The organism is Bacillus cereus group sp. BfR-BA-01430 (genome assembly GCF_022663115.1).
GTDB lineage: Bacteria > Bacillota > Bacilli > Bacillales > Bacillaceae_G > Bacillus_A > Bacillus_A cereus_BD.
The window spans coordinates 117,178-141,210 of the sequence record NZ_JAKUEW010000006.1 but is presented as its reverse complement, the minus strand read 5'-3'; the positions used below and the strand labels follow the sequence as shown (position 1 = coordinate 141,210).

Here is a 24,033-nt window from a genome sequence, read left to right as displayed (position 1 = left end):
GACAAGCTGTGAAGAATATTTCTTCACAGCTTATTTTATAGAATTCCAACAAATTCATGAAATCACTTTATTCCGCATCCCCCTAAGCCAAAGTACGGTACAATGGAGATAGAACCTCATCATAGATTATTTCCTCATACATATCACTACATGTTTTTTTACTGGAGGTGCTAATATTGAACGATTGGTACAATAAACAAAAAGAACACTTACTCTCTGAACTCAAAACAAATGAACAGCATGGTTTAACAGATGAAATCGTACAAAAGCGTTTAAATGAATATGGCCGAAATGAATTGAAAACAAAACAAAAACGAACGTTATGGCAACGTATTTTTGCTCAAATCAATGATATTCTTGTCTATGTCCTTATCGTTGCTGCTCTTATTTCCATCTTTGTAGGAGAATGGGCTGATGCAAGTATTATCGCCCTCGTTGTTGTTCTGAATGCTGTAATTGGCATCATTCAAGAATCCAAAGCTGAACAAGCGCTAGAAGCATTAAAAAAGATGGCAACACCAAAAGCCATTGTCAAGCGCAATGGTAAGCAAAAAGAAATTCCATCTGAAGAGATTGTTCCAGGGGATATTGTGATACTCGACGCCGGTCGTTATGTTCCTTGTGACTTACGACTGATTGAAACTGCAAACTTAAAAATCGAGGAATCTGCCTTAACAGGCGAATCTGTTCCAGTGGATAAAGATTCGCTTTATCATCCTTCCTTACAACATAACAAGCCAGTACCACTTGGTGATCAAAAAAATATGGCATTTATGTCAACATTCGTTACATATGGACGTGGCGTCGGCATCGCTGTAGGCACTGGAATGAACTCACAAATCGGAAAAATTGCTACGCTTTTACATGAAGCAGAAGATGATACAACACCACTCCAAAAAAGTCTAGCACAAGTGGGAAAATATTTAGGTGTTGTCGCTGTAGCCATTTGCATCATTATGTTTTTCATTGGATTTTTTCAAGGACGGGACACACTAGAAATGTTTATGACCGCTATCAGCTTAGCTGTTGCAGCAATTCCTGAAGGGTTACCTGCAATCGTCTCAATTGTTCTTGCAATTGGTGTACAGCGAATGATTAAACAAAATGTAATTATTCGTAAGCTTCCGGCTGTTGAAGCCCTCGGTTCCGTTACAATTATTTGTTCAGATAAAACAGGTACATTAACACAAAATAAAATGACAGTTACTCATTTCTATAGTGACTATGAATATGATCAATTAGAAAATTTAAATATTCATAATAAGGCTCATCGCCTATTATTAGAAAATATGATTTTATGTAACGATGCCTCTTATAGCGTAGAATCTCAAACTGGTGATCCAACAGAAATTGCACTTCTTATTGCTGGAGACACCTTCAACATACAAAAAAATGCTTTAGAAAACGAGCATAAGCGTATAAATGAACTTCCATTTGATTCTGATCGAAAGATGATGTCAACATTCCATCAATACGATCGTGATTACTATAGTATGACAAAAGGAGCCATTGATAAACTTTTACCTCGATGCACGCATGTTTTTTCAAATGGAAAAGTCGAGAAATTAACAGAAGATGATACAAAGTGTATATTAGAAACCGCTCACTCTATGTCACAACAGGCATTGCGTGTCCTTTCATTCGCTTTCAAACAACATGACACAGAACATATCGATATCGATTCTATAGAAGAAAACCTTATATTTATTGGGCTTGTCGGTATGATTGATCCACCGCGAACAGAAGTAAAAACATCGATTGCCGAATGTAAAAAAGCCGGTATTCGTACTGTAATGATTACTGGAGACCATAAAGATACTGCTTTTGCGATTGCAAAAGAACTCGGGATTGCCAAGCAAGATTCTGAAGTAATGATTGGAACGGAATTAGATCGCATGTCAGATGAGGAACTAGCAAATAAAATACATCAGTTACATGTTTTTGCCCGTGTTTCTCCAGAACATAAAGTAAAAATTGTCAAAGCTCTGCGTGCAAAAGGAAATATCGTCTCTATGACTGGTGACGGTGTAAATGACGCTCCTTCTTTAAAACAAGCCGATATTGGGGTGGCAATGGGAATCACAGGAACAGATGTTGCTAAAGGTGCAGCTGATATGGTGTTAACAGACGATAATTTTTCTTCCATTGTGAAAGCAGTTGAAGAAGGTCGAAACATTTATCGCAACATAAAAAAAGCAATTCTTTTTCTTCTTTCTTGTAACTTCGGGGAAATTATTGCACTTTTTTTAGCTATATTACTTGGATGGGCGACACCGCTGCGTCCTATTCATATTCTTTGGGTCAATTTAATCACTGATACACTTCCTGCTTTATCGCTCGGTGTTGACCCTGAAGACCCTGAAGTAATGAAAGAGAAACCTCGCGGGGCAAAAGAAAGTTTATTTAGCGGAAGTATCCCTTTTCTTGTTCTAAATGGTATTGTAATTGGAATGATGACTTTAACCGCCTTTATTGTTGGTGCAAAGCTCTATACAGGGGATACAAATCTTTTTCCTCTTTTCCCAACTTATATTCATGAAGATGCTTTATTGCATGCACAAACAATGGCTTTTGTTGTATTAAGTTTTTCTCAACTTGTTCATTCATTTAACTTACGATCACGTACAAAATCTATTTTCTCAATTGGACTCTTTACAAATAAATACTTAGTTTTCTCACTGCTAATCGGTGTCGCTATGCAAGTGTGTATCATCTCGATTTCACCTCTTGCAAATCTATTCGGCGTACATGCTTTAACATTAAAAGATTGGGGATTTGTAATTTTTCTAAGCATAATCCCTCTTATCGTTAATGAAGTGATAAAATTATTCAAGAAAAGCGAAAAAGCGATGAGTTAAATTTCTCATCGCTTTTTTGTTTATCCTCGTAATTCTTTTTTAATATTCTCTGTAAGCTCAGCCATACGCTTACGTCCTTCTTCACGTTCCCGCTTATTTTGTTCTTCAATTTGCTGTGTTTCTTGCATACCCCTTGAAATAATATTCCAAGTTTCTTCTAAAGTCTCCATTTTAATACTCGAAGACCCAGATAACCTTGCGACCTCTACACTTTGTGTTGCGATATTTTGAGCATTTTTCTTAAGAAGTTCATTTGTACGACGATCCAGTTCTGCCATTGAATCCGCAACTAGTTTTTGACGCTTCGCGTTCACAGCTTGAATAATTCCATTTTTGAAGATTGGGATTGTAGTAATGAAGGCTGTATTGATTTTCCCAATTAATTTATTATTACCACGTTGAATCATCCGAATTTGTGGTGCTGTTAACAATGCGACCATACGAGCTTTTTCCAAGTCATCGATACGCTGTTCTAAAATTTCAACAGAGTTTCTAAGAGAGTCTAACTCGATTCCTGCTAATTGGTCGTTATTTTGTACCCGTTCTTCATACATAGGAATTAATTCTGTATTTAAACGTTCTAACAACATTTCGCCTGCTACTACGTACTTTTCTAAATCTAAATAGTATTTTAAATTTTGATCATATAAACCGTCTAGCGTACCGATTGATTTTTTCATTTCATCTTGATACTTCGTAATTTCCACATATACTTTGTCAATTTCGCGACCCATTGTTTGATATTTACTAAAGATTTGTTCAATCAATTTATCTGCTTTTTTAAACATGCGAGAGAAAAATCCACCTTTTTCTTCCGCAAAATCTTTACTATCAAATTTATCCATAATTTTACCAAGTTGTTTCAGTAAATCACCGGAATCTTCTATCTTTGCTAATGACATTGTATGTAAAATTTGATCGGCAAAGCGAGAAATTTCCATTGAAGGCTCTTTACCAAGTTCAATTAATTCCAGCTGATCTTTAATATCAATGGCATTATAAATACGTTGAACTTCTGGATCCTGTCTAAGTTGCATGCGCACATCTTGTGCCGTTTGTTCCGTTAATTCTGTTTTAGAATCAAGTATGACTGGATTATTCATATACAATTCTCCTTTTCCTTATAAAAATGGACGAAATAGCCCTTTAATTGTTTGTGATAAATTTTTATAAGCTGATGCACCATGAAATTCAAGATCAAAATTCACTTCCTCAAGCCAATGGGAATCAAATGCCGCTTCTGCAATATATGGCTCAATATCATTTCTTCCCGTTGGATTAAAGTGTAGTACATCAATACCAATTTGGTTTAAAAATAACAATAGCGCTGCATCAGAACGTGTTAATTCCCCACTCTTCTCATTGTTAAATATAACAATTTTTGGTACTTCTTGTGAATAATCGAATTTCTCAAGAAGCTCTAAAATGTGAGGTGGAATTTGAGAAAGTTGCGCAAAAACATATAATGCAACATCTTGTTTTGTTTCTTTTCCAATTGGTTTAAATAGATCGCTTTCGCATGTATGAATAATGGCTTCTGCGATACCATGCTGCAATCCTTCAGGCAGGCGTTTATGCGGCCACCAATGACTATTCATAATTTGATCTGGATGTAATTTCCCGGCTCGATCTAATGCATCTCGATAATGAAATTGAAAGTTAGCCTTTTGTTCTTTTGTAAATGGAAATCTATTAATTAATAGACTATTATCAAACGACGTAACAGCTTTTAATCGCTGAAAATATTCTTTTTCACTTTTGGAAACCCCTGATATTTTTGCAAATAGAGAAGGAATATAAATATGTTTATTTTCTACAAAAAATGTCGGACGGACAAATGCCTTTTCTTTTGTAAGAATGAAAAGTTCATCATATGTTGTCTTGAGTGTACGTGCTACCGGTGTATACATGCGGAATTGCCACGGTTTGTATAAGAGCGAATTATCATGATGAAGCACTTGTTCAATTTCCTTTGACGCTTGATATGCCACTGTTGCAACACGCTCACGGCGGCGATCTGGAAATGGTTCTAACGAAATGCGTCCTGGATGAGAGAATACAAAAGTTCGTCCCTCTTCATCGATACTTTCCAAACCATCTTTTCCTTCTGGATGATAATATAAAACGTCACATCCGAGCATAATAAGGAAATATAAAAAGTAGATGCGACTCTCTTTTGCATCACCATACCAAATAATACGTGGCATTTGTTTTTTATAATGAATTGTAGAAAACCATTTTGCTACATAATTTTCACTTAATTTGATTATATCAATTAAGAAGCGACGAAATCCTTCCGTTTTTAATGATTGATTATGTTGTTTCTCATATAATTTCAATATAGAAATAAATGTACTATGTATATAGTGCTGTAAATCTGGATTCTCTACTTTTGGTAACAATTGTTTCCCCGATAAGTGTGCAACAAGACGGTTCACAGTAAGACCATTTGGCGCTTCTTGATGCACAGCAAATATCTCTTGAATATAACGAAGTTTTTCGGAATCAATGACTTTATCTAAATTTTGTTCATACAATACATGAATTCCTTTTGCTTCACTATAATCATATAATTCATTAAAATACTCATCAACATCATTAGGTACTCCAAGAATACGACAAGCTATATAGCTAAATTTCATTTCATTTTCTGTTAACTCATATTGCGGACGTTTTTCTAAAATTGTTTCGAATAGCTGTAAATGAGCTTCTTCTTTTAAAGGTTGTGGATGAAGTGTAAAACGCGAAAACACGAAAGTTCACCTCCAAAAACATTTACTGTTAAAAAAGATTCGTTTATTTCTTTATTATACCATTTTTAATTATAAAAAATGGGCGCTCGTATAACGAGCAAACCCAAGTCAATTATTTATCGTCTTCCTTCGTAGCCGCAACTTCCTCTCTGGCTTGTCCTTTTCGCATATAATGCAAAATAAATGTTGCACCAAATGCGATAACTAAAATAATAAAGAATAACCAGTGCGGTACTTCAATATGAATCACAGATAGTAACATTTTCGCTGCAATAATTAAAATTAAAATATACGCTGTCGATTCAAGTTCAGGAACACGTTCTAATAATTTTAAAAATACGCCTGCAATACCACGCATCATTAAAATACCTAGCATTCCACCTAATAATAGAATCCAAACTTCATTGGATACACCAAAAGCTGCAAGAACGCTATCTACTGAAAATGCAATATCCATAAGCTCAACCATAACAACTGTTCCCCAGAATACACCAAATATTCTAAAGAGAACGCTATTTTGGTTCATACCATGAGCTTCTTCTTCTTCACTCTCACCTTTTCGTTTGTCAATAAAGTACTTGATAGAAAGCCATGCAAGGTAAAGGGCTCCAAGTACTTTCACCCACCATAATTTAATTAAGAACATCCCGATTCCAATTGCGATAAATCGGAACGCATAGGCACCAATTAAACCATAAAATAATGCTCTTTTACGCTTCTTTTCTGGCAAGTGTTTTACCATTACGGCTAACACTAGTGCATTATCAGCAGATAATAATCCTTCAAGTACAACAAGTGTACCAATTAAGCCCCAAGATACTGGATCTTGTAATACTCTAATCCACATGTCCAAATCAAAAAATTGGGCATACGTATCAAGGATTCCTTGTAAAACGCTCATCTTACCATTATCCCCTATTCTTTGCTAGATTTATAGAAAGGGCAAAAAGAAGGAAACGAAGTTCGTTTCCTTCTTATGCATCCAAGCCATACGCTCTTACAAGCGCACCTAATCCACCTTGGAATCCGCTTCCTACCGCATTAAACTTCCATTGTCCATTATGACGGTATAATTCACAAAAAACAACTGCTGTTTCAATGGAGAAATCTTCCCCTAAATCAAAACGTAAAATTTCTTCATTTGTTTCTTCATTCGCTAATCGAACAAACGCATTTGCGACTTGTCCAAAGTTTTGATTCCGATTTTCCGCATCATAAATTGTAACTGTAAAAGCTATTTTTTGAACATCCGCTGGAACTTTTGTTAAATCTACAATAAGTTGCTCATCATCGCCTTCTCCTTCACCTGTACGGTTGTCACCTGTATGTAAAACAGATCCACAAGGAGACTGTAAATTATTATAGAAAATAAAATCTGTTTCTTTCGTACATTTTCCGTTTGCATCTAGTAAAAAGGCTGAGGCATCTAAATCATAATCAGATCCACCATCATATGCCTTAATATCCCACCCAAGGCCAATTATTGCTTTTTTTAGACCAGGGCTTGTCTTACTCAAATCAATTTTCTGTCCCTTTTGCAACTGAATCGCCATCGATCTTCACCTCTATTGTCATTCTATATATATGATCTACCTCTTGCTCATGAACGTAATTACTCTACATCTAATCCAAAGTTATTACATAATGCACCTAGTCCGCCTTGGAATCCACTTCCTATCGCATTAAACTTCCATTCGCCAGCATGACGATATAATTCGCCAACAACAACCGCTGTCTCAATCGAGAAATCTTCTCCTAAGTCATAGCGGATTAATTCAGCGTTCTTTTCTTCATCTATAATGCGTACGAAAGAGTTAGACACTTGTCCAAAGTTTTGATTGCGACCTTCTCCATCATAAATAGTAATTGTAAAACAAATCCGCTCAATACTTGCAGGAACGTTCTTTAAATCTACTTTAATTACTTCATCATCGCCTTCTCCTTCGCCTGTACGGTTATCTCCTAAATGTTGTACAGAACCATTTGCGCCCTTTGGATTGTTATAGAATACAAAGTCTTCCGCTCCGGAAACTTTTCCATTTGCTCCTACTAGAAAAACGCTAACATCTAAATCAAAATCATGTTGTCCATCATAACGATTTGTGTCCCATCCAAGACCTACAAGCACTTTAGATAATCCTGGATTTGTTTTTGTTAAATCAACCTTTTGTCCTTTTTTTAATGAAATAGATGCCATTTATTCTTCCTCCTTAAACTCCATTACTGATAACGAGATACAATCTCACTTAAATTTTTATCTTGCGTACCTTCTCCAACCGCAGAGAATTTCCACTCACTTCCGTATCGATACATTTCACCGGCAATTAATGTCGTTTTCCCACCGTAATTTTCAGATAAATTGTAACGTGCTAATTCTTCATGCGTTTGCGGATTTTGAATACGAATATACGCATTTTGAATCATTCCAAAGTCTTGACGACGATTCACACAATCATAAATATTTACAACAAACACTAAACGATTAATACGGCTTGGAACTTTATGCAATTCTACGAAAATCGTTTCGTCATCGCCTTCTCCTTCACCTGTTACATTATCACCTGAATGAATAATACTCCCGCAAGCAGAAAGCTTATTCCCAAAATAAACGAGATCATTCTTATTTACAAAACGATCATTTTCCAGCATAACTACTGATGCATCACAATCGATGTTTGGTTTACTGCCAAATAAGGAAGAGAGAAATCCACCTGATTGTCCCACAGGATCCCATCCTAAACCAACCTGTAGTTTGGCTACTTTTGGTTGTCCCTTCGTTAAATCAATCTTCTGTCCTTTTTCTAAAATAATAGGCATGAAGTTTCTTCCTTTCTACAAGATATTCTCCCGGAAAGGGAAAATATTGTATTCTTCTCTTATATTGTAGCATTTCTTGTCGACTGAAAAAAAGAATAAATTTTCAATTATTATGAAAACATTTAGGCTATTTATTTAGATGAATGTAATAAGTGGTAAATCGCTCCAATCATCCCCGCATGATTACCGTTTTGCGCAATCTCAATCTCGCACTGTTCATAAAACTCTCGATTCATATCTTCTTTTACTTCTTTTTTCACTTCTTCTAAAAAAACATCCCCTCTCGCAGTAACCCCTCCCCCAATAATGATTGCTTGTGGGTTAAAAATATAAGCAAGGTTACTAATTCCAATTGCTAAATGCTGAAGGAATTTTTGAACGGCTTGCGTTGCTTCTTTATCCTTCTTATCGTATAGCTCAAAGATTTTTTTACCATCCCACTGGCCACCACCTTTATATTGCTTTACAAGACGAATTAATCCTGAAATAGATGCAACTTCTTCAAATCTTTCCCCTTCTATTCGCATATTCCCCCATTCGCCCGCACTAAATGAATGACCACGATACAATTTCTCATCAATGATAATTGCACCACCAACTCCTGTACCTAGCGTAAGCATAATAAAGTTTGCTCTTTGCTGTCCGGCTCCCTTCCATTTTTCTCCTAATGCTGCACAATTCACATCATTCTCTATAGATACAGGGACATTCAATATATTTTGTAATCTCTCAATAATAGGAATGCCCGCATAATTTGGTATATGATCTATTCCGCCCGTTATGATTCCTTGATGAATATCGACAATTCCAGCTGTACTAATGCCGATACCAGATATATTGTGAAGTTTCATTAAATGATGAGATAAATGAATCACTTTTTGAACAATCTGCTCCCCGCCTAAATGAATTTCTGTCGGAACTGCATGATGTACTAACACTGTTCCTGCTTCTGACACCACTCCATATTTCATTTGTGTACCACCAATATCAACTGCAATATAATGTTTCATTTTATTCCATCTCCCAGTATCCTTGCTTTTCTATACTTAATTATAACGAATCAAATTTCATATAAAAAAAGGATCTTAATTCTATACGTAAGATCCTTTTCCAGACTGAGTCATATACATTAATATGCTTTTCCCCAATAAACTAGATTGTTCGCTTTTTTGTTGCAGCATACACATTCTTCCGCTATCTGCTCTTGTTCAAATGGTATGCAACGCGATGTAACGCCTACCTCTTCTTTTAGTTTTTCTTCACATGTAAGGTTGCCGCACCACATCGCTTTAATAAACCCTTTCTTTGCATTAGCTACTTGCTTCATTTCATCAAAACTTGTAACGCTGTATGTGTTTGCATTACGAAATGTCTTTGCTTTCTGAAATAAGGAATTATGAATTTCATTAAGTAACGATATAATCCGCTCTTCTAATTGATCTATTGATACACATTCTTTCTCCTTCGTATCTCGTCTAACAAGCACTACTTGATTTTTTTCGATATCTTTTGGACCAACTTCTAAACGAATTGGCACACCTTTCATTTCATACTCATTAAACTTCCATCCTGGTGTTTTACTACTCGCATCTATTCTTACACGTGCAACTTGTTGAATTCGCCCTTTTAGCTCTGCTGCTTTTTCTAATACCCCTTCTTTATGCTGAGCAATTGGCACAATCATCACCTGCACTGGTGCAATTTTTGGTGGTATAACAAGTCCATTATTATCACTATGAACCATAATAAGCCCCCCAATCATTCTTGTTGATACGCCCCAAGATGTTTGATGTACATATTGCCATTTTCCATTCCGATCTAAATATTTAATATCAAATGATTCAGAGAAATTTGTACCAAAATTATGAGATGTTCCTGTTTGAAGTGCTTTCCCATCGTGCATTAAGCTTTCAATTGTATACGTCGCTTTTGCTCCTGCAAATTTTTCCTTTTCCGTTTTCTGCCCTCTAATGACTGGAATTGCTAAATACTCTTCACAAAACGAAGCATATACATTCAAAATATTTAACGTTTCCCTTTGCGATTCCTCTGCCGTCTCGTGAATTGTATGACCTTCCTGCCATAAAAATTCAGTTGTCCGAAGAAATGGTCTCGTTGTCTTTTCCCACCGAACAACAGAACACCACTGATTATATAACTTTGGTAAATCATTATAAGACTGTACAATTTTTGAGAAATGCTCACAAAATAATGTCTCCGATGTTGGACGCACACAGAGTCTTTCTGCTAATTTCTCGTCTCCGCCATGTGTAATCCATGCTACTTCAGGTGCAAAGCCTTCCACATGATCCTTCTCTTTTTGAAGTAAGCTTTCTGGAATAAATATTGGCATATACACATTTTCATGACCAGACGCTTTTAATTTTTCATCCAACACTTTTTGTATATTCTCCCATAATGCATATCCATATGGACGTAAAATCATACAACCTTTTACACTTGAATAATCAACAAGTTCGGCTTTCTTCACAATATCGGTATACCACTGAGCAAAATCTTCCTCCATTTTTGTAATGGCTTGCACTTGTTCTTTTTTCATATTTTTCCCTCCTTTAAAACATAAAAAAGCCCGTGTCCCGAAATAGGGACCGAGCTTTTGCCGGCGTTACCACCCTGGTTCATGTACAAAAGTTGTACATGCTCTCTTTTTTGATAACGGGAATTTCCCGCCGCATATGCAGAACGCAAAGGTAGGTTCCATATCGCCTTTTTAAGAATCTTTCAGCCAATGGATTCCCTCTCTGAGAAAAAGATGAGATATGTACTAGTCCTTTTTCACCGTTATAACAAGATAAATTTTCCTATCATCATAATATAAATCGTATTTCAAAACAATAATTAATTTTCTTATTTTTCTTATTCTTTTTATTCTCTTCTACGTTTATACTTAATCTATACGGATGTATTTCGAAAAAGCTTTAAAAACTGATGAGCGATCATACCAATAAGTGTTCCCAATAATATAAAGAAACATGCTATACCGTACCCCATTCCTTTCCATCCGCCAATAACGAAAATTGTGACTAACAAAAAAGCTATGCAAAGAAGGATTACGACAAGTGCAAATATAATATCAAATGATTTTGCTGGGAAAAATTTTTTTAGCAAAAATGAAACGGTAAATACGAGAACAATGGTCATCGCTCCAATAATATAAAATACCTCAAATCCATCCATTTCATTCCTCCTTTCATTTACTTTCGTACCCCTATTTTATGTTTGATTTTTCTGAAAGTAAATATTTGAATTCTTTCATACCATCTTTGTAACCTACTTTTAACTTCCCTCCGAAAGAAGTCTCCCACTTCTAAACGTGAAGGGTTACGCTTATTAGCGTTAGTATAGCAAAAAGAACTCTTGGAACGAGAGGGATAGCTCGGTCAGTTTTCGTTAGCTACTAAAAAGCAACGATAAGTCGAGAAGCCCCCACTTCAAAAATCGTTAGGTTTTAAGTGGGGGTAGTTCACTAGGAGTATAAACAAATGCAATCTTGAGGAGGGGAAAACGACAATGAATACAGCAGCACCCAATCATGTCATCATTTTATCTTTTGATTGTTTATCAGCTTTAGATTTTCCTATATTACAAGAGCTTCCCCATTTTCAATCCTTAATGCAGCGAGGAGCAATCGCAAAAAAAGTGGAAACCATTTATCCTTCATTAACATATCCAAGCCACGCTACGATTGTAACTGGCAACTATCCTAGTAAGCATGGCGTTATGTGTAATACTTTACTTCAACCAGGGCGAGAATCACCAGATTGGCATTGGTACCGTCGTTCCATTAAAGGAACAACATTATATGACGAAGCACGAAAAGCAAATTTAACAACAGCAGCACTTCTATGGCCCGTTACGGGAAGAGCGAAAATTGACTATAATCTACCAGAAATCTTTCCAAATAGACCATGGCAAAATCAAATTTTAGTTTCATTATTTAGCGGTAGTCTCCTTTATCAACTCGAACTTAACCATCGTTTTGGTCATATTAGAAAAGGATTATCGCAACCAGAACTTGATGATTTCGTTCTTGCTTCCGCTGTTTATACGATTCAAACGAAAAAACCTAATGTAATGTTTGTCCATTTTACAGATTTAGACACGCAACGTCATGATCACGGATTTCGTTCTCCTGAAACAGAAGCGGCTATCAAGCGGCACGATGAACGGTTAGGAAAAATAACAAAGGCTTTACAAGCAAGTGGGATATACGAAGAAAGTACCATTATCGCACTCGGTGATCACAGTGCTCTAAATGAAAGTAAAGCAATTCAATTAAACGTTCTCTTTCATCAAAAAGGACTCATTTCTATTAATCGAAAGGGCAAACTCACGCATTGGAAAGCATATTGTCAAAGTTGTGACGGTTCTGCTTACGTGTATGTAAAAGATAAAAATGATATAAAAACGATTCAAACTGTTCAACACCTTCTTGAGACTCTTCTTCAAAATAAACAAAATGGGATTGAATTTATTCTTCATGATGAAGCCGCAAAAGAATATGGCGCTGATGGGAATTGTCTTTTTATGCTAGAAGCTCAGGAAGGTTATTATTTCACTGAAAGTTACACCGGAGACTTTATAAAAGAAATTACAAAGAACGATGTAATTTCTAATAAAAAGTATACATTCGGCACACATGGTTATTCTCCTACAAAACCAAACTATGAAACAATCTTTATGGCGGCTGGAAAAGGAATTCGACAAGGAGTCATCATTCCATATATGCGACTTATTGATGAGGGACCTACCATTGCACGATTACTTGGATTACATCTTGGCAAAACAGATGGAATTGTAATAGAGGATTTACTGCAATTGTAAAGAAAAATGTGTATATGTAAAAATTATGTAAAATTCATCTCTGTTTCTCTTTTTATCCGTTATGTTTTTGTACACTACTATTAGAACATACTAAGGAGGAACATTTTATGAAGAAAATGTCTCGGCAAGAAAAAAGCTGGATATTGTATGACTGGGCCAATTCAGTATATTCACTTGTCATTACAACCGCACTCTTTCCTATTTACTTTAAATCTGCGGCAAAAGAAGCTGGTTTATCCGGTGCAACGTCAACAGCATTTTGGGGATATGCAAACTCTATCTCTACACTTCTCATTTCTATACTTGCACCAATACTTGGTACCGTTGCCGATTATAAAGAATTTAAGAAGCGCTTTTTCACCTTCTTTTTCGGTCTGGGCATTCTATTTACAAGTATGCTAGCTATCGTTCCTACTTCACAATGGCATCTATTACTCATTTGTTATATGGTCGCTTTAATCGGATTTGCTGGTGCAAATATCTTTTATGATGCATTTTTAGTCGATGTTACATCAGAAGAGCGGATGGATCAAATTTCAACGCGCGGATTTGCACTAGGCTATATCGGAAGCACCATCCCTTTTATCGGTTGTATTGCTCTTATTATGTTAGCGCAAAAAGGAATCATTCCCTTATCAGCAGGCATAGCGAGTCAAATTTCTTTTGCGATTACAGCCCTTTGGTGGGGACTATTTACAATTCCAATGCTAAAGAATGTAGAACAAAGATACTATATTGAAAGAGAATCAAAACCGATTATTATGAGTTTTAAGCGTTTAGCAAATACTTTTAAAAACATAAAACAATATCGAACCGTCTTTATATTCCTACTCGCTTACTTTTTCTATATCGATGGAGTAGATACGATTATTACTATGTCGACAGCTTATGGAACAGATCTTGGTATTAGCGCAACAAATCTTCTTATCATTTTATTTGTCACACAAATTGTAGCTTGTCCATTCGCTTTATTATATGGAAAACTCTCTGAAATATTTACAGGAAAGAAAATGTTATATGTCGGTATCATCATCTATATTATTATTTGTATATATGCTTATTTTCTAAAAACAACATTAGACTTTTGGATTCTTGCTATGCTTGTCGCAACTTCTCAAGGAGGGATTCAAGCATTAAGCCGTTCCTATTTTGCTAAATTAGTACCGAAAGACTCCGCAAATGAGTTCTTTGGGTTTTATAACATTTTTGGTAAATTTGCTGCAATTATCGGTCCCGTACTCGTCGGTGTTACAACCCAATTAACCGGAAAAACAAATACTGGTGTATTAAGTATTACGGTTTTATTTATTCTAGGGGGCTTCATACTAACACGCGTACCTGAACACACTACTTCCGTTACACCACCAACACCAAAATCAGAAACATTATAATGAAAAGGTGCCCTTTTATAGAAAGTGGCATTTTTTAGTTTGAAAATATACTTTCAAACCACGTTCGAAGCGCATGAATCATTCCAATTTTAACAGCAAGTTTAATAACGAAAGCACCTCCTGCAGCTATTAAAAAGAATGCTAGCTTTCTTTTATTTTTCACTTTCTGTTTCTTCTCCATGTTCTCACCTACAATATTGTTCTTTCTTTATTTAATAATATAGTTCATTCTACGCTATGTGCAAATGAACTAATCAAACGTTTGTTTAAAACGAAATATGCGCCCGTAAAAAGTGGAATAAAACAAATCCATTTACACGTCAATCATATACACACAAGCACCACTAAACTTACTCCTACTACAAATATACTACACTGACTTTATTTTTTCTCTTACCGCTTATACGTTCCTAATCTTCAACAAGCCTAAACGATAATACTAAACTCAAATCATATCGATATTTTATACTTTTCAGCTACTGCTCCTTGTGGAGTATTGTATTTCATATCCAATTTGTAAATTTAATTTTCCCTATTCTTTCTCTTAGTCTGTAAAATTATTTTTACACTATCAATATACATTTATCAAAAAATTCCAAATAAAAAGGGCGTAAATCGCCCTTTTTATCCTTTATTCAAATGAACTTTTAACACCAGTTTGCTTTGTACTTTCCATTTGATTTGTCACTTTCGCACCACTTATATTCATACGTAAAATAGGTAAAATTGCCATTAAAATGAGTAGCATTGCTATACAAAAGACAACAATGATTGAGGTCACTTCTTTTAACCCTCCAGCAAATGCATTCCCAATTAGCATAGCTCCCATAAAAATTGGAAGAATGGTACCATTTACACGTCCAACCATATTTTCTGGTACAAGCTGAATCATAAGTGTACCAACAACAATATTAACACAAGCTAAACAAATGCCCGTTCCAAACCTCATGGAGCTAGTCAACCAAAATGATGTTGATACCCCCTCTACGAGAAATGATAGAGCTAATACAAACATACCAAACACAAACATTTTCTTCGGATGTACCTTGGAAGCAAATATAGCAGCAACACCACCTCCAATTAGCATTCCTATTCCATCAGCAGCTGCTAAATATTGAACAGCTTCCTTCTCTAATCCTAATCGTTCAATAACGAGAAAAACTTCTAATGGATTCGTTAATCCAACCGCTAAACCGATAATCGCAAAAGCAACTGTAATCATGCTTAAATTTTTCGTTTGAAGAACGAATTTCCATCCTTCTTTTATATCGCTTCCTAATGTACGCTCTATTTTTCCCTCTTGTTCCATCCATATTGGTAAAAAGGACAATGTCAGGGCAGATAACAAAAAGAGTCCAATTAAGCTATATAACGCTGTAAACAACCCTAATTGTGTATAAACAACAGAACCTATAACTGGACCAAAAATGAGAAACAATGACTGTAACGTTTGATTGAATGCAATCGCATTTGAAACATATTTTTCTTCTACATAACGCTTAAAAATTTTTGATGATGAAGGCTGAGAAAATTGTCCAACAATCGCTGAAACGAGCGTTGCAAAAAATATAGCCTGCCAATAATCCATTTTTAACAATACAACAATGCCTATAATGGAACATACACTTAACATATCTCCAGCCACCATTGTTCGGTTCGGATTCCACCGATCAGCTAGTGCACCGCCAACAAATGAAAAAATAAAAATAGGTGCATACTCCATAACCGATAATAATGAAACTGAGATAGGATCGTTGTTCGTCCTTTCCATAACAAAATATAAAAGTGCCATATTTCTTATCCAAATAGCAAACTGTTGCAAAATATCAGATATCATGACTAATAAAAAAGCGCGATTACTAAATAAATTTTTCATTTGAATCCTCCTTATAAACCGACCGTTCGGTCTATTTTTTATAAGGAAAAGGCTACTGATTTAAGAATCAGCTGCCATTCCTTGTAACAATACATCAATCGCTTTTTTATAAACTCGTTTCATCTCTATAGGATCAAGTTCATAGTAAAGCACACCAAGCCCAGACAATAAACCATTTACAATATACATAAGATCACGAATATTATCCTGACGAAATTCCTCAGATTGGATTCCTTCCTCAATTAATTTTTCAAACACACCATATGATGCTCTTGCTAAAGCGAGCATTTCATCTAGTACTTCTTTACTCACCACTTGGCTTGTAGAAAACTCTTCTACCGCACTAAAAATCGGGTGTTGTGTATCTTCTACATGAAATTCCGCCAGACCATATAATTTTTCAGTACTCGTATGATATTGCTTTTCTTTCACACTCCACTTCTCAATCCAATCATACGTATGTTGTTTGACCACAAATAAAAATAGTTCTTCTTTGCTTTTGAAATGATAATAAATACTTCCTTTACTGCGCTCTGTAATTTCACAAATCTCTTCCATAGATGTTGCAGCGTAACCTTTTTGCGAAAATAATTCCTCTGCTTTGTATGCGATTTCTTTTTTTATTTCTTCTGCACTTTTTCTCATATTTCCCTCCAACAAACCGACCGTTCAGTCTAATGATAACAAATATAAAATCTTCATTACAAGGTGATATTTCCTAAATTCAGAAAAAATATTTTTTAAAGACAATGAATCGATTCTATGTTTCTATTTATTATCCAGTAAATATACAGGATAAACACTTGTTTCACCGATTTCATAGCAGTTCATCTTAATTAATCAAACGTTTGTTTAAAAAGAAATACACTCATAAAAGAGCGTATTTCTAACAGTCTCCTCCACCGCCGCAGCAGCCATCGCCTCCGAAAGAATTTCCACAATCATGAGAACTACCACTATCATGTGAAGTTCCGCTATCAGATCCTGCAAACAAAACGAGCGGAGATGAAGTATGAGTAGATGAATTGTCCCCATTTCCTGTTTTATGTAGGTTTACTTTCTTACTATTTGAGCGAACTGTTTTTACAATCATTCCAATTAAAATGATAAATAACAATGCTGCAATTGCAAATCCCATTTCAATTCCTCCTTTCTATTACAAACCACTACATTTTTCATTTCTTGCTCTCTTACCGTAATTTATGAAGTATTTGATTTTGATACATACGAAAAGCCGAACTTCCTTTTATTTTTCTTTTTTCCATTAACTGTTGAAAGCGAAGTGTTTTTTCCGTTAACTCTTCTTTTAACTTTTTCTTTTCTGACTCATCATAACAACACGCAATCAAGTCCTCTATTTTTAATATATCCTTTTGTAACTCCATCTCCGGAGGAATCATATGCGCATTCTTCAAAATTTTATAACTCATTCTAAGCTCTGGAGGTACCATTGAAAGATCTTCTAATTGTAGTGGTTTTCCCTTCCCAGGTAAATCATTAAGATCACCATTATGAATTGCTTGACGAATTTTTTCCTCAGCAATATGCAAGAAAACATCCACACTCTCCCCTCCTTACATCCTTTTCCTATTATGTTACAGGAACATACAAAGAATTGCCATGTCATAATATCTCTTCTCTAGACAATTCTTTCTCAAATGATTCTCTAAATTCCTTTATTTTCAAGTTTTATTTTCCCTACTACATACATACTTCGCTTACTGCACTCCTTTATATTGAGAAAGTCTTTTTCCAAGCAATAAAACGTTTACACTCAATATGGTGTTTGCTACGATGAAATTAACCTTTATTACTTGTATAGACTTCGTGATGTCTGTTTGTTTTCGTTAATTGGCAATTTTGCCATTACACATATTTCAATTTTGAAAGGAGAAATGATGATGAGGATAAAAAAATGTTCACTCTTGCTTCTTTCTCTACTACTCTTCTTGCCTCTTTTTCTTACCAACTTTATAGCTCCAAATTTCGCATCAGCAGATTCGACATCAACAAACAAAAAAATCGTTGGATATTTCCCTTCGTGGGGGATCTATGGTCGCAACTATCAAGTTGCCGATATAGATGCTTCTAAGCTCACTCATTTAAACTATGCATTTGCTGATATTTGTTGGAATGGCAGACACGGCAATCCTTCTACACACCCAGATAACCCTAATAAACAAACTTGGGCATGTAAAGAATCTAGTGTCCCACTACAAAATAAAGATGTTCCAAACGGTACGCTTGTATTAGGCGAACCATGGGCCGATGTCAATAAATCCTTTCCAGGTTCAGGAACAACATGGGAAGATTGCGATAAATACGCTCGCTGCGGGAATTTTGGAGAGTTAAAGCGATTAAAAGCAAAATATCCACATTTAAAAACTCTTATATCCGTTGGGGGATGGACTTGGTCTAATCGCTTTTCAGACATGGCTGCTGATGAAAAAACGAGAAAAGTATTTGCCGAATCTGCTGTCGCCTTTATTCGAGAATACGGTTTTGATGGTGTGGATTTAGATTGGGAATACCCAGGCGTTGAAACAATTCCAGGAGGGAGTTATCGCCCCGAAGATAAACAAAATTTCACACTACTTCTCCAAGACGTTCGACATGCACTCGATAAAGCTAGCTCTGAAGATGGAAAATCCTACTTATTAACAATTGCTTCAGGTGCAAGCCAGCGCTACGCTGACCATACAGAGCTTAAAAAGATTTCCCAAATTGTAGATTGGATTAATATTATGACATATGACTTTCATGGAGGATGGGAAGCTACTTCCAATCATAATGCTGCACTATATAAAGATCCTCAAGATCCAGCAGCTGATACAAAATATTATGTAGATGGTGCAGTAGAAATTTATAAAAATGAAGGTGTCCCAGCAGATAAAATTGTACTAGGTGTTCCTTTTTATGGTCGCGGTTGGAAAAGTTGTGGGAAAGATAACAATGGACAATATCAGCCATGTACACCAGGTAACGATGGAAAACTAGCCTCTAAAGGTACTTGGGATGATTATTCTACCGGTGATACAGGAATATATGATTATGGTGACCTAGCAGCAAACTATGTAAACAAAAATGGCTTTGTTCGTTACTGGAATGACAACGCTAAAGTGCCATACTTATATAACGAAAATACAGGAACATTTATTAGCTATGACGACAATGAATCTATGAAACATAAAACAGATTATATAAAAGCAAAAGATTTAGGCGGGGCAATGTTTTGGGAATTAAGTGGAGATTGTCGTAAGAGCTCAAAGTATGACTGTAATGGTCCAAAGTTACTTGATACATTAGTCACGGAACTATTAGGAGGACCTATTCAGCAAAAGGATAACGAACCCCCAACAACTGTAAAAAATATTGTTGTGACCAACAAAAATGCCAACTTCGTACAACTAAATTGGACAGCATCTACTGATAATGTCGGTGTTACCGAATATGAAGTTCGTTCTGAAAAGGAGAAATGGACAACAACAACAAATAACATGACAATTAAAAATTTAGCACCAAACACAGAATATGTTTTCTCTATCATTGCAAAAGATGCTGCTGGAAACCAATCACAGCCTTCTTCTATTACTGTTAAAACAGATGACAGCAATACTTCGCCCCCAGATGATGCTGAGAATGTGAAATTTACAGTTACTTCTAATTGGGGTAATGGTTATAATTTCTCTATTACCGTTAAAAATACAGGGACAACACCTATTAAAAATTGGAATTTAGAATTTGATTATAACGGAAATTTAACACAATTTTGGGACTCGAAACTTATTCGTAAAGAAAATGATCATTATGTCATAACAAATGCTGGCTGGAATAGTGAAATTCCTCCGGGTGGCTCTGTTACAATTGGTGGTGCCGGAACAGGCACTGTAGCAAATATGTTAAATCCAGTTATACAAATGAATTAGTTTGAACTTACTTTCTATTTATTGAACTCCCCCATCTATCTTTCTAAGAATCCCTGATGGGGGATTCTTATTTTCGTAATGCCTTTCCTCGGATTGTTATTCACTCTAATCAGTTGAAGTTATTCGTATATTTACCGTGTTCTCTGTCTCATTATAAATCTATTTCAAAACAGATCCTGTCTTCATACGTTCTCACCTTATTGTATTCCGCTATTTTAGGGCAGTAAAACTCCCACTGATTAAAGTTTCACTTTATGTAATAATTCCTCTCCCAGATTCCTTTCATTTAGCATGGAGACGCTTTCCTTCTCAAGAAACAAATTATCCTTATATTCAGTTTCCAATATGAAGTTTATATGAAGTTAAATTGAAGTTTACATGAATTTCCTTTTAAATCTCTTGTTTTTCTTTATTCACCACATTATCCTGTAGTTATAGGGACAATCGTTGTTCCAATTTAAGCTATCTATACATATAAACAAAGATAGTAGCCTGTTAGGGAAAGGCATCTATAAATAGTTATAAAATAGACAATATGATAGAAAAAGCACGCTTATATGCGCACCATAAGCGTGCTTCTTCATATAATTCTCATGTAAGAGTTCTCCAAAATTATGTTAATCACAGGGAAAAGGCATTCACTATAAATGTGAATGTTTTTCTTTTGTCGAGCTTCTATTTCTCTAAAAAATAACAAGCCTCTGAACATCTCACATTCAGAGGCTTTCTTTATTTCTTCATATACGGAGCTAATATCTTTAAAATTTCTGTTTTATCTTCTTTTAATTCAACAGATGTTAACATATCCATTGTTCGCGGACGAGGTAAATGAACGTGCACTTCACCTACAATAGTTGCTGGTCTTTGCGATAAGATGAATACACGATCAGATAATAGTATCGCTTCATCTAAGTCGTGCGTTACCATTACAATTGTTTGTTTCTCTTGATGCCAAGAATCTAAAAGCCAGCGATGCACTTCCATTTTTGTAAAGGCATCTAACTTTCCGAACGGTTCATCAAGTAGCATAACAGGTTTCTCACATAAATACGTACGAAGAAAGCTAATCCGCTGCCTCATTCCTCCAGATAATGAGTCGGGATAGTGATCTGCATATTCAAACAACCCAAATTGTTTTAATGCTTCCATCCCCTCTGCTAAACGCTCTTTCTTGGACTTCTTCCCCTCAATTTCTAATGGCAACACAATATTTTGTAAAGCTGAACGCCACGGAAGCAATAAATCTTGCTGCGGCATATAACTTACACAGTCTTGTGTTTGTACAAGCTCATCATGATACATAATCTCACCGCTCGTCGTATCTTCAATACTTGCGATCATATTAAGCAATGTACTTTTCCCACAACCGCTCGGGCCTACAAATGATACAAATTCGCCTTCTTGTATAGAAGCATGAATATTCTCTAATACATTTTTACCATCGAATGCTTTCACAACATCTTTTATTCGTAATCCACTCATTTTTCACTTGGAAGGAATTCATTTGTAAAGGCATCTTTTACATCAATTTTCTTTTTGATTACCTTATTATCGTATAAGAAATTCATGTAATTTGTCCAAACCTCTTCCTTCTGTACTCCCCACGCTTTTGCATCATCTTGATATTTTGTACTTAACCACTTTTGACTTTCTTGCACTAACTCTTTATTAATATCTGGAACATTCTTAATTAAAATATCAGCTGCTTGTTTTGGTTCCTGAATTGCAAAATGATATCCTTCTGCTGTTGCACTCATAAACTTTTTCACAACATCTTTATTTTGCTTTATGTTCTTTTCACTTGTAATAAGAACAGGGCTATAAAAATCTAGTGCTGGATCTAAATCTTTTACCATTATTGTATTTAATTCTTTTCCTTTACGTTTCGCTTCAATTCCATCCCAGCCATAATAAATCCATTCAAAATCAGCATCACGACCAATTGATTTGAAGAAGTCTGTTTGTCCAAGCACAATTTTTTCTACTTTACTAAAGTCTGCTTGATGTTTATCCATAATGGTTTTTAAAGTTGCTTCTTCTGCTGGTGCTCCCCATCCTCCATAACGCTTTCCTTCAAAATCTTTTGGTGAAGTAATATTATCTTTTTTTAAAGAGGCAAATGCCGATGTGTTATGTTGTATAATTGCTCCAATTGATACAACTGGAATCCCTTCCACACGTGCCGATGTAACATTTTCTTGATAGCTCACACCAAAATCAGCTTTTCCAGAAGCAATCATTTGCTCTGCTGATACATTATCACCAGGCTGTATCATTTCTACATCTAAACCTTGTTTCTTATAATAATCTTTTGTTTTTGCTACATATAAACCAGTATGGTTTGTATTCGGAAACCAATCTAAAACAACTTTTACTTTTTTCTCTTTGTCACCACTATCTTCTTTCTTCGCTGTATTACAGCCGACAACACTTACTGCAAGCAGTGTTGCTAACATGACTTTTAAGCTCTTTTTCATTTTTTGTCTTCCTTTCTATATATCCATGGTGCTGTTATTCTTGCCATAAATTCTACGATAGAATATAAAAATAACGTGACGATTACAATCATAGCCGCTATACCAAATACACGAGCAGTTAAAAATGACTTTGTTGCACGGGTTAACATAACCCCTAATCCTTCGCTTGCACCAAGCCATTCACCAATAATTGCCCCCATCACACTATATGTAACAGCAATTTTTAACCCTGAGAAAAAATATGGAAGCACAGCAGGAAATTTTACTTTTTGATACATTTGCCATTTTGATGCACGCATTGTTTGTAATAATTTGAGCATATTTTTATCTACTGTTTGAAACCCTTCTAAAATACTAAGGGCAATGGGAAAGAAACAAACGAGAATAACAACCATCACCTTTGGTAGCATTCCATATCCAAACCAAATGATAAATAAAGGTGCAAGCACAACAATTGGAATAGTTTGTGAAATGACAAGTAACGGATTCATAAGAAGACGAAAAATCGGGATAACATCCATAATAATAGCAATACTTGTTCCAAGTAGAATTGCAAAAAACAAACCGCTTATCACTTCTTGCAACGTCTTTGTTATATTTGGAAGTAATAGCTCTTTCATGCCAATTAATTCTTGTACGATTGTAGAGGGCTTTGGCAATATCCATGGTTCAATGTGAAATAATGAAACAGATCCTTCCCATATCGCAATGAGAAGAATCAGCCAAATCGTTGTAATTGCGAAATTAGATCGCTTCTGTTTTGTCATATTCATCACGATACTTCCATACTTTTTCATCAATTGTTACACCTGTACTTGGACGATAGTGGATTTTAATAGAAGTAATCACTTCTTCTGCTCCAGCATCTACACAAGCTTGTTGTGCACGTTTTATGATATCAAGAAGTTCATCTAAATCTCCTTCCATCGTTGTTTCCATCGCGCCTACTTCGTAACGAACGCCTGATTGTTGGACAACTTCAATTGCCTTATCCACAACCGCATATAAATCTTTTGTTTTTGCTTGTGGTACCACTGAAAATGAAATTGTAACTTGTTGTGACATGCTAAAATCCCCTTTGCAAAATAAT

At 35.5% G+C, this 24,033-nt stretch carries 22 protein-coding genes and 1 other annotated feature; of the genes, 4 read left to right on the top strand and 18 right to left on the bottom strand.

The features are described 5' to 3' along the window. The first annotated feature begins 176 nt into the window (after window positions 1-176). Window positions 177-2,858 carry a calcium-translocating P-type ATPase, PMCA-type gene (locus MR058_RS13005; protein WP_242144404.1) on the top strand — a complete coding sequence of 894 codons (2,682 nt, stop codon included), beginning with the start codon at window positions 177-179 and terminating at the stop codon, window positions 2,856-2,858. A 20-nt stretch (window positions 2,859-2,878) separates the two neighbouring features. Here the strand turns inward: MR058_RS13005 and MR058_RS13000 are convergent, their stop codons facing one another. The 9 genes from MR058_RS13000 to MR058_RS12960 all read right to left on the bottom strand — a co-directional run bounded on the left by MR058_RS13000 (window position 2,879) and on the right by MR058_RS12960 (window position 11,626). After that, on the bottom strand, window positions 2,879-3,961 hold the full coding sequence (locus MR058_RS13000) for a toxic anion resistance protein (RefSeq protein WP_242144403.1): 1,083 nt from the start codon (window positions 3,959-3,961) through the stop codon (window positions 2,879-2,881). Between the two features lie 18 nt (window positions 3,962-3,979). Next, window positions 3,980-5,611, bottom strand: a complete 1,632-nt coding sequence (locus tag MR058_RS12995) for a YceG family protein (RefSeq protein ID WP_242144402.1) — start codon at window positions 5,609-5,611, stop codon at window positions 3,980-3,982. Window positions 5,612-5,723: 112 nt separating this feature from the next. Beyond that, window positions 5,724-6,512: a TerC family protein gene (locus MR058_RS12990; RefSeq protein ID WP_242144401.1), complete on the bottom strand. Its 789-nt coding sequence runs from the start codon at window positions 6,510-6,512 to the stop codon at window positions 5,724-5,726. A 73-nt stretch (window positions 6,513-6,585) separates the two neighbouring features. Continuing rightward, window positions 6,586-7,164 (bottom strand): TerD family protein, encoded by a 579-nt coding sequence (locus MR058_RS12985; protein ID WP_242144400.1) that lies wholly within the window; start codon window positions 7,162-7,164, stop codon window positions 6,586-6,588. A gap of 59 nt (window positions 7,165-7,223) precedes the next feature. After that, a complete protein-coding gene (locus tag MR058_RS12980; protein WP_242144399.1) occupies window positions 7,224-7,808 on the bottom strand; it encodes a TerD family protein in 585 nt (194 codons plus the stop codon). A 23-nt stretch (window positions 7,809-7,831) separates the two neighbouring features. Beyond that, window positions 7,832-8,428, bottom strand: a complete 597-nt coding sequence (locus tag MR058_RS12975) for a TerD family protein (protein ID WP_242144398.1) — start codon at window positions 8,426-8,428, stop codon at window positions 7,832-7,834. Window positions 8,429-8,559: 131 nt separating this feature from the next. Then, window positions 8,560-9,438: an ROK family protein gene (locus tag MR058_RS12970; RefSeq protein WP_242144397.1), complete on the bottom strand. Its 879-nt coding sequence runs from the start codon at window positions 9,436-9,438 to the stop codon at window positions 8,560-8,562. 119 nt (window positions 9,439-9,557) lie between these two features. Continuing rightward, a complete protein-coding gene (gene proS, locus MR058_RS12965) occupies window positions 9,558-10,988 on the bottom strand; it encodes a proline--tRNA ligase (protein ID WP_242144396.1) in 1,431 nt (476 codons plus the stop codon). Window positions 10,989-11,029: 41 nt separating this feature from the next. Further along, window positions 11,030-11,237: a binding site (T-box leader), on the bottom strand. A gap of 104 nt (window positions 11,238-11,341) precedes the next feature. Beyond that, on the bottom strand, window positions 11,342-11,626 hold the full coding sequence (locus MR058_RS12960; protein WP_242144395.1) for a YesK-like family protein: 285 nt from the start codon (window positions 11,624-11,626) through the stop codon (window positions 11,342-11,344). A 333-nt stretch (window positions 11,627-11,959) separates the two neighbouring features. Between MR058_RS12960 and MR058_RS12955 the strand changes: the two genes are divergently transcribed. Together MR058_RS12955 and MR058_RS12950 are read left to right on the top strand one after the other, a co-directional pair. Further along, window positions 11,960-13,273, top strand: a complete 1,314-nt coding sequence (locus MR058_RS12955) for an alkaline phosphatase family protein (RefSeq protein WP_242144394.1) — start codon at window positions 11,960-11,962, stop codon at window positions 13,271-13,273. A gap of 107 nt (window positions 13,274-13,380) precedes the next feature. Beyond that, the gene (locus tag MR058_RS12950; RefSeq protein ID WP_242144393.1) at window positions 13,381-14,664 is read left to right on the top strand and encodes an MFS transporter; all 1,284 of its coding nucleotides are present in this window, start codon (window positions 13,381-13,383) and stop codon (window positions 14,662-14,664) included. A 34-nt stretch (window positions 14,665-14,698) separates the two neighbouring features. Here the strand turns inward: MR058_RS12950 and MR058_RS12945 are convergent, their stop codons facing one another. The 5 genes from MR058_RS12945 to MR058_RS12925 all read right to left on the bottom strand — a co-directional run bounded on the left by MR058_RS12945 (window position 14,699) and on the right by MR058_RS12925 (window position 18,102). Then, window positions 14,699-14,845, bottom strand: a complete 147-nt coding sequence (locus MR058_RS12945; RefSeq protein ID WP_242144392.1) for a histidine kinase — start codon at window positions 14,843-14,845, stop codon at window positions 14,699-14,701. A gap of 450 nt (window positions 14,846-15,295) precedes the next feature. After that, complete coding sequence (locus MR058_RS12940; RefSeq protein WP_242144391.1) at window positions 15,296-16,540, bottom strand: MFS transporter; 1,245 nt, start codon at window positions 16,538-16,540, stop codon at window positions 15,296-15,298. Window positions 16,541-16,600: 60 nt separating this feature from the next. Continuing rightward, window positions 16,601-17,185 carry a TetR/AcrR family transcriptional regulator gene (locus MR058_RS12935; RefSeq protein WP_242144390.1) on the bottom strand — a complete coding sequence of 195 codons (585 nt, stop codon included), beginning with the start codon at window positions 17,183-17,185 and terminating at the stop codon, window positions 16,601-16,603. Window positions 17,186-17,426: 241 nt separating this feature from the next. After that, window positions 17,427-17,678 carry a hypothetical protein gene (locus tag MR058_RS12930; RefSeq protein WP_242144389.1) on the bottom strand — a complete coding sequence of 84 codons (252 nt, stop codon included), beginning with the start codon at window positions 17,676-17,678 and terminating at the stop codon, window positions 17,427-17,429. Window positions 17,679-17,730: 52 nt separating this feature from the next. Then, window positions 17,731-18,102, bottom strand: coding sequence for a DnaJ family domain-containing protein (locus MR058_RS12925; RefSeq protein ID WP_242144388.1), 372 nt, complete (start codon window positions 18,100-18,102; stop codon window positions 17,731-17,733). A 339-nt stretch (window positions 18,103-18,441) separates the two neighbouring features. Here MR058_RS12925 and MR058_RS12920 point away from each other — a divergent pair, with 339 nt between their 5' ends. Then, the gene (locus tag MR058_RS12920; RefSeq protein ID WP_242144387.1) at window positions 18,442-20,466 is read left to right on the top strand and encodes a glycosyl hydrolase family 18 protein; all 2,025 of its coding nucleotides are present in this window, start codon (window positions 18,442-18,444) and stop codon (window positions 20,464-20,466) included. Window positions 20,467-21,195: 729 nt separating this feature from the next. Here the strand turns inward: MR058_RS12920 and MR058_RS12915 are convergent. From MR058_RS12915 to MR058_RS12900, 4 genes are read right to left on the bottom strand one after another with little or no spacing between them, the layout of a single operon-like run. Then, entirely contained in the window at window positions 21,196-21,948 is a 753-nt protein-coding gene (locus MR058_RS12915) for an ABC transporter ATP-binding protein (RefSeq protein ID WP_242144386.1), read from the bottom strand. Continuing rightward, window positions 21,945-22,943 (bottom strand): ABC transporter substrate-binding protein, encoded by a 999-nt coding sequence (locus MR058_RS12910; RefSeq protein WP_242144385.1) that lies wholly within the window; start codon window positions 22,941-22,943, stop codon window positions 21,945-21,947. The genes MR058_RS12915 and MR058_RS12910 overlap by 4 nt, the downstream gene beginning before the upstream one ends. Continuing rightward, a complete protein-coding gene (locus MR058_RS12905; protein ID WP_242144461.1) occupies window positions 22,940-23,716 on the bottom strand; it encodes an ABC transporter permease in 777 nt (258 codons plus the stop codon). The genes MR058_RS12910 and MR058_RS12905 overlap by 4 nt, the downstream gene beginning before the upstream one ends. Continuing rightward, entirely contained in the window at window positions 23,688-24,008 is a 321-nt protein-coding gene (locus MR058_RS12900) for an MTH1187 family thiamine-binding protein (protein WP_242144384.1), read from the bottom strand. Before MR058_RS12900 ends, MR058_RS12905 begins: the two co-directional genes overlap by 29 nt. Between the last annotated feature and the right edge of the window lie 25 nt (window positions 24,009-24,033).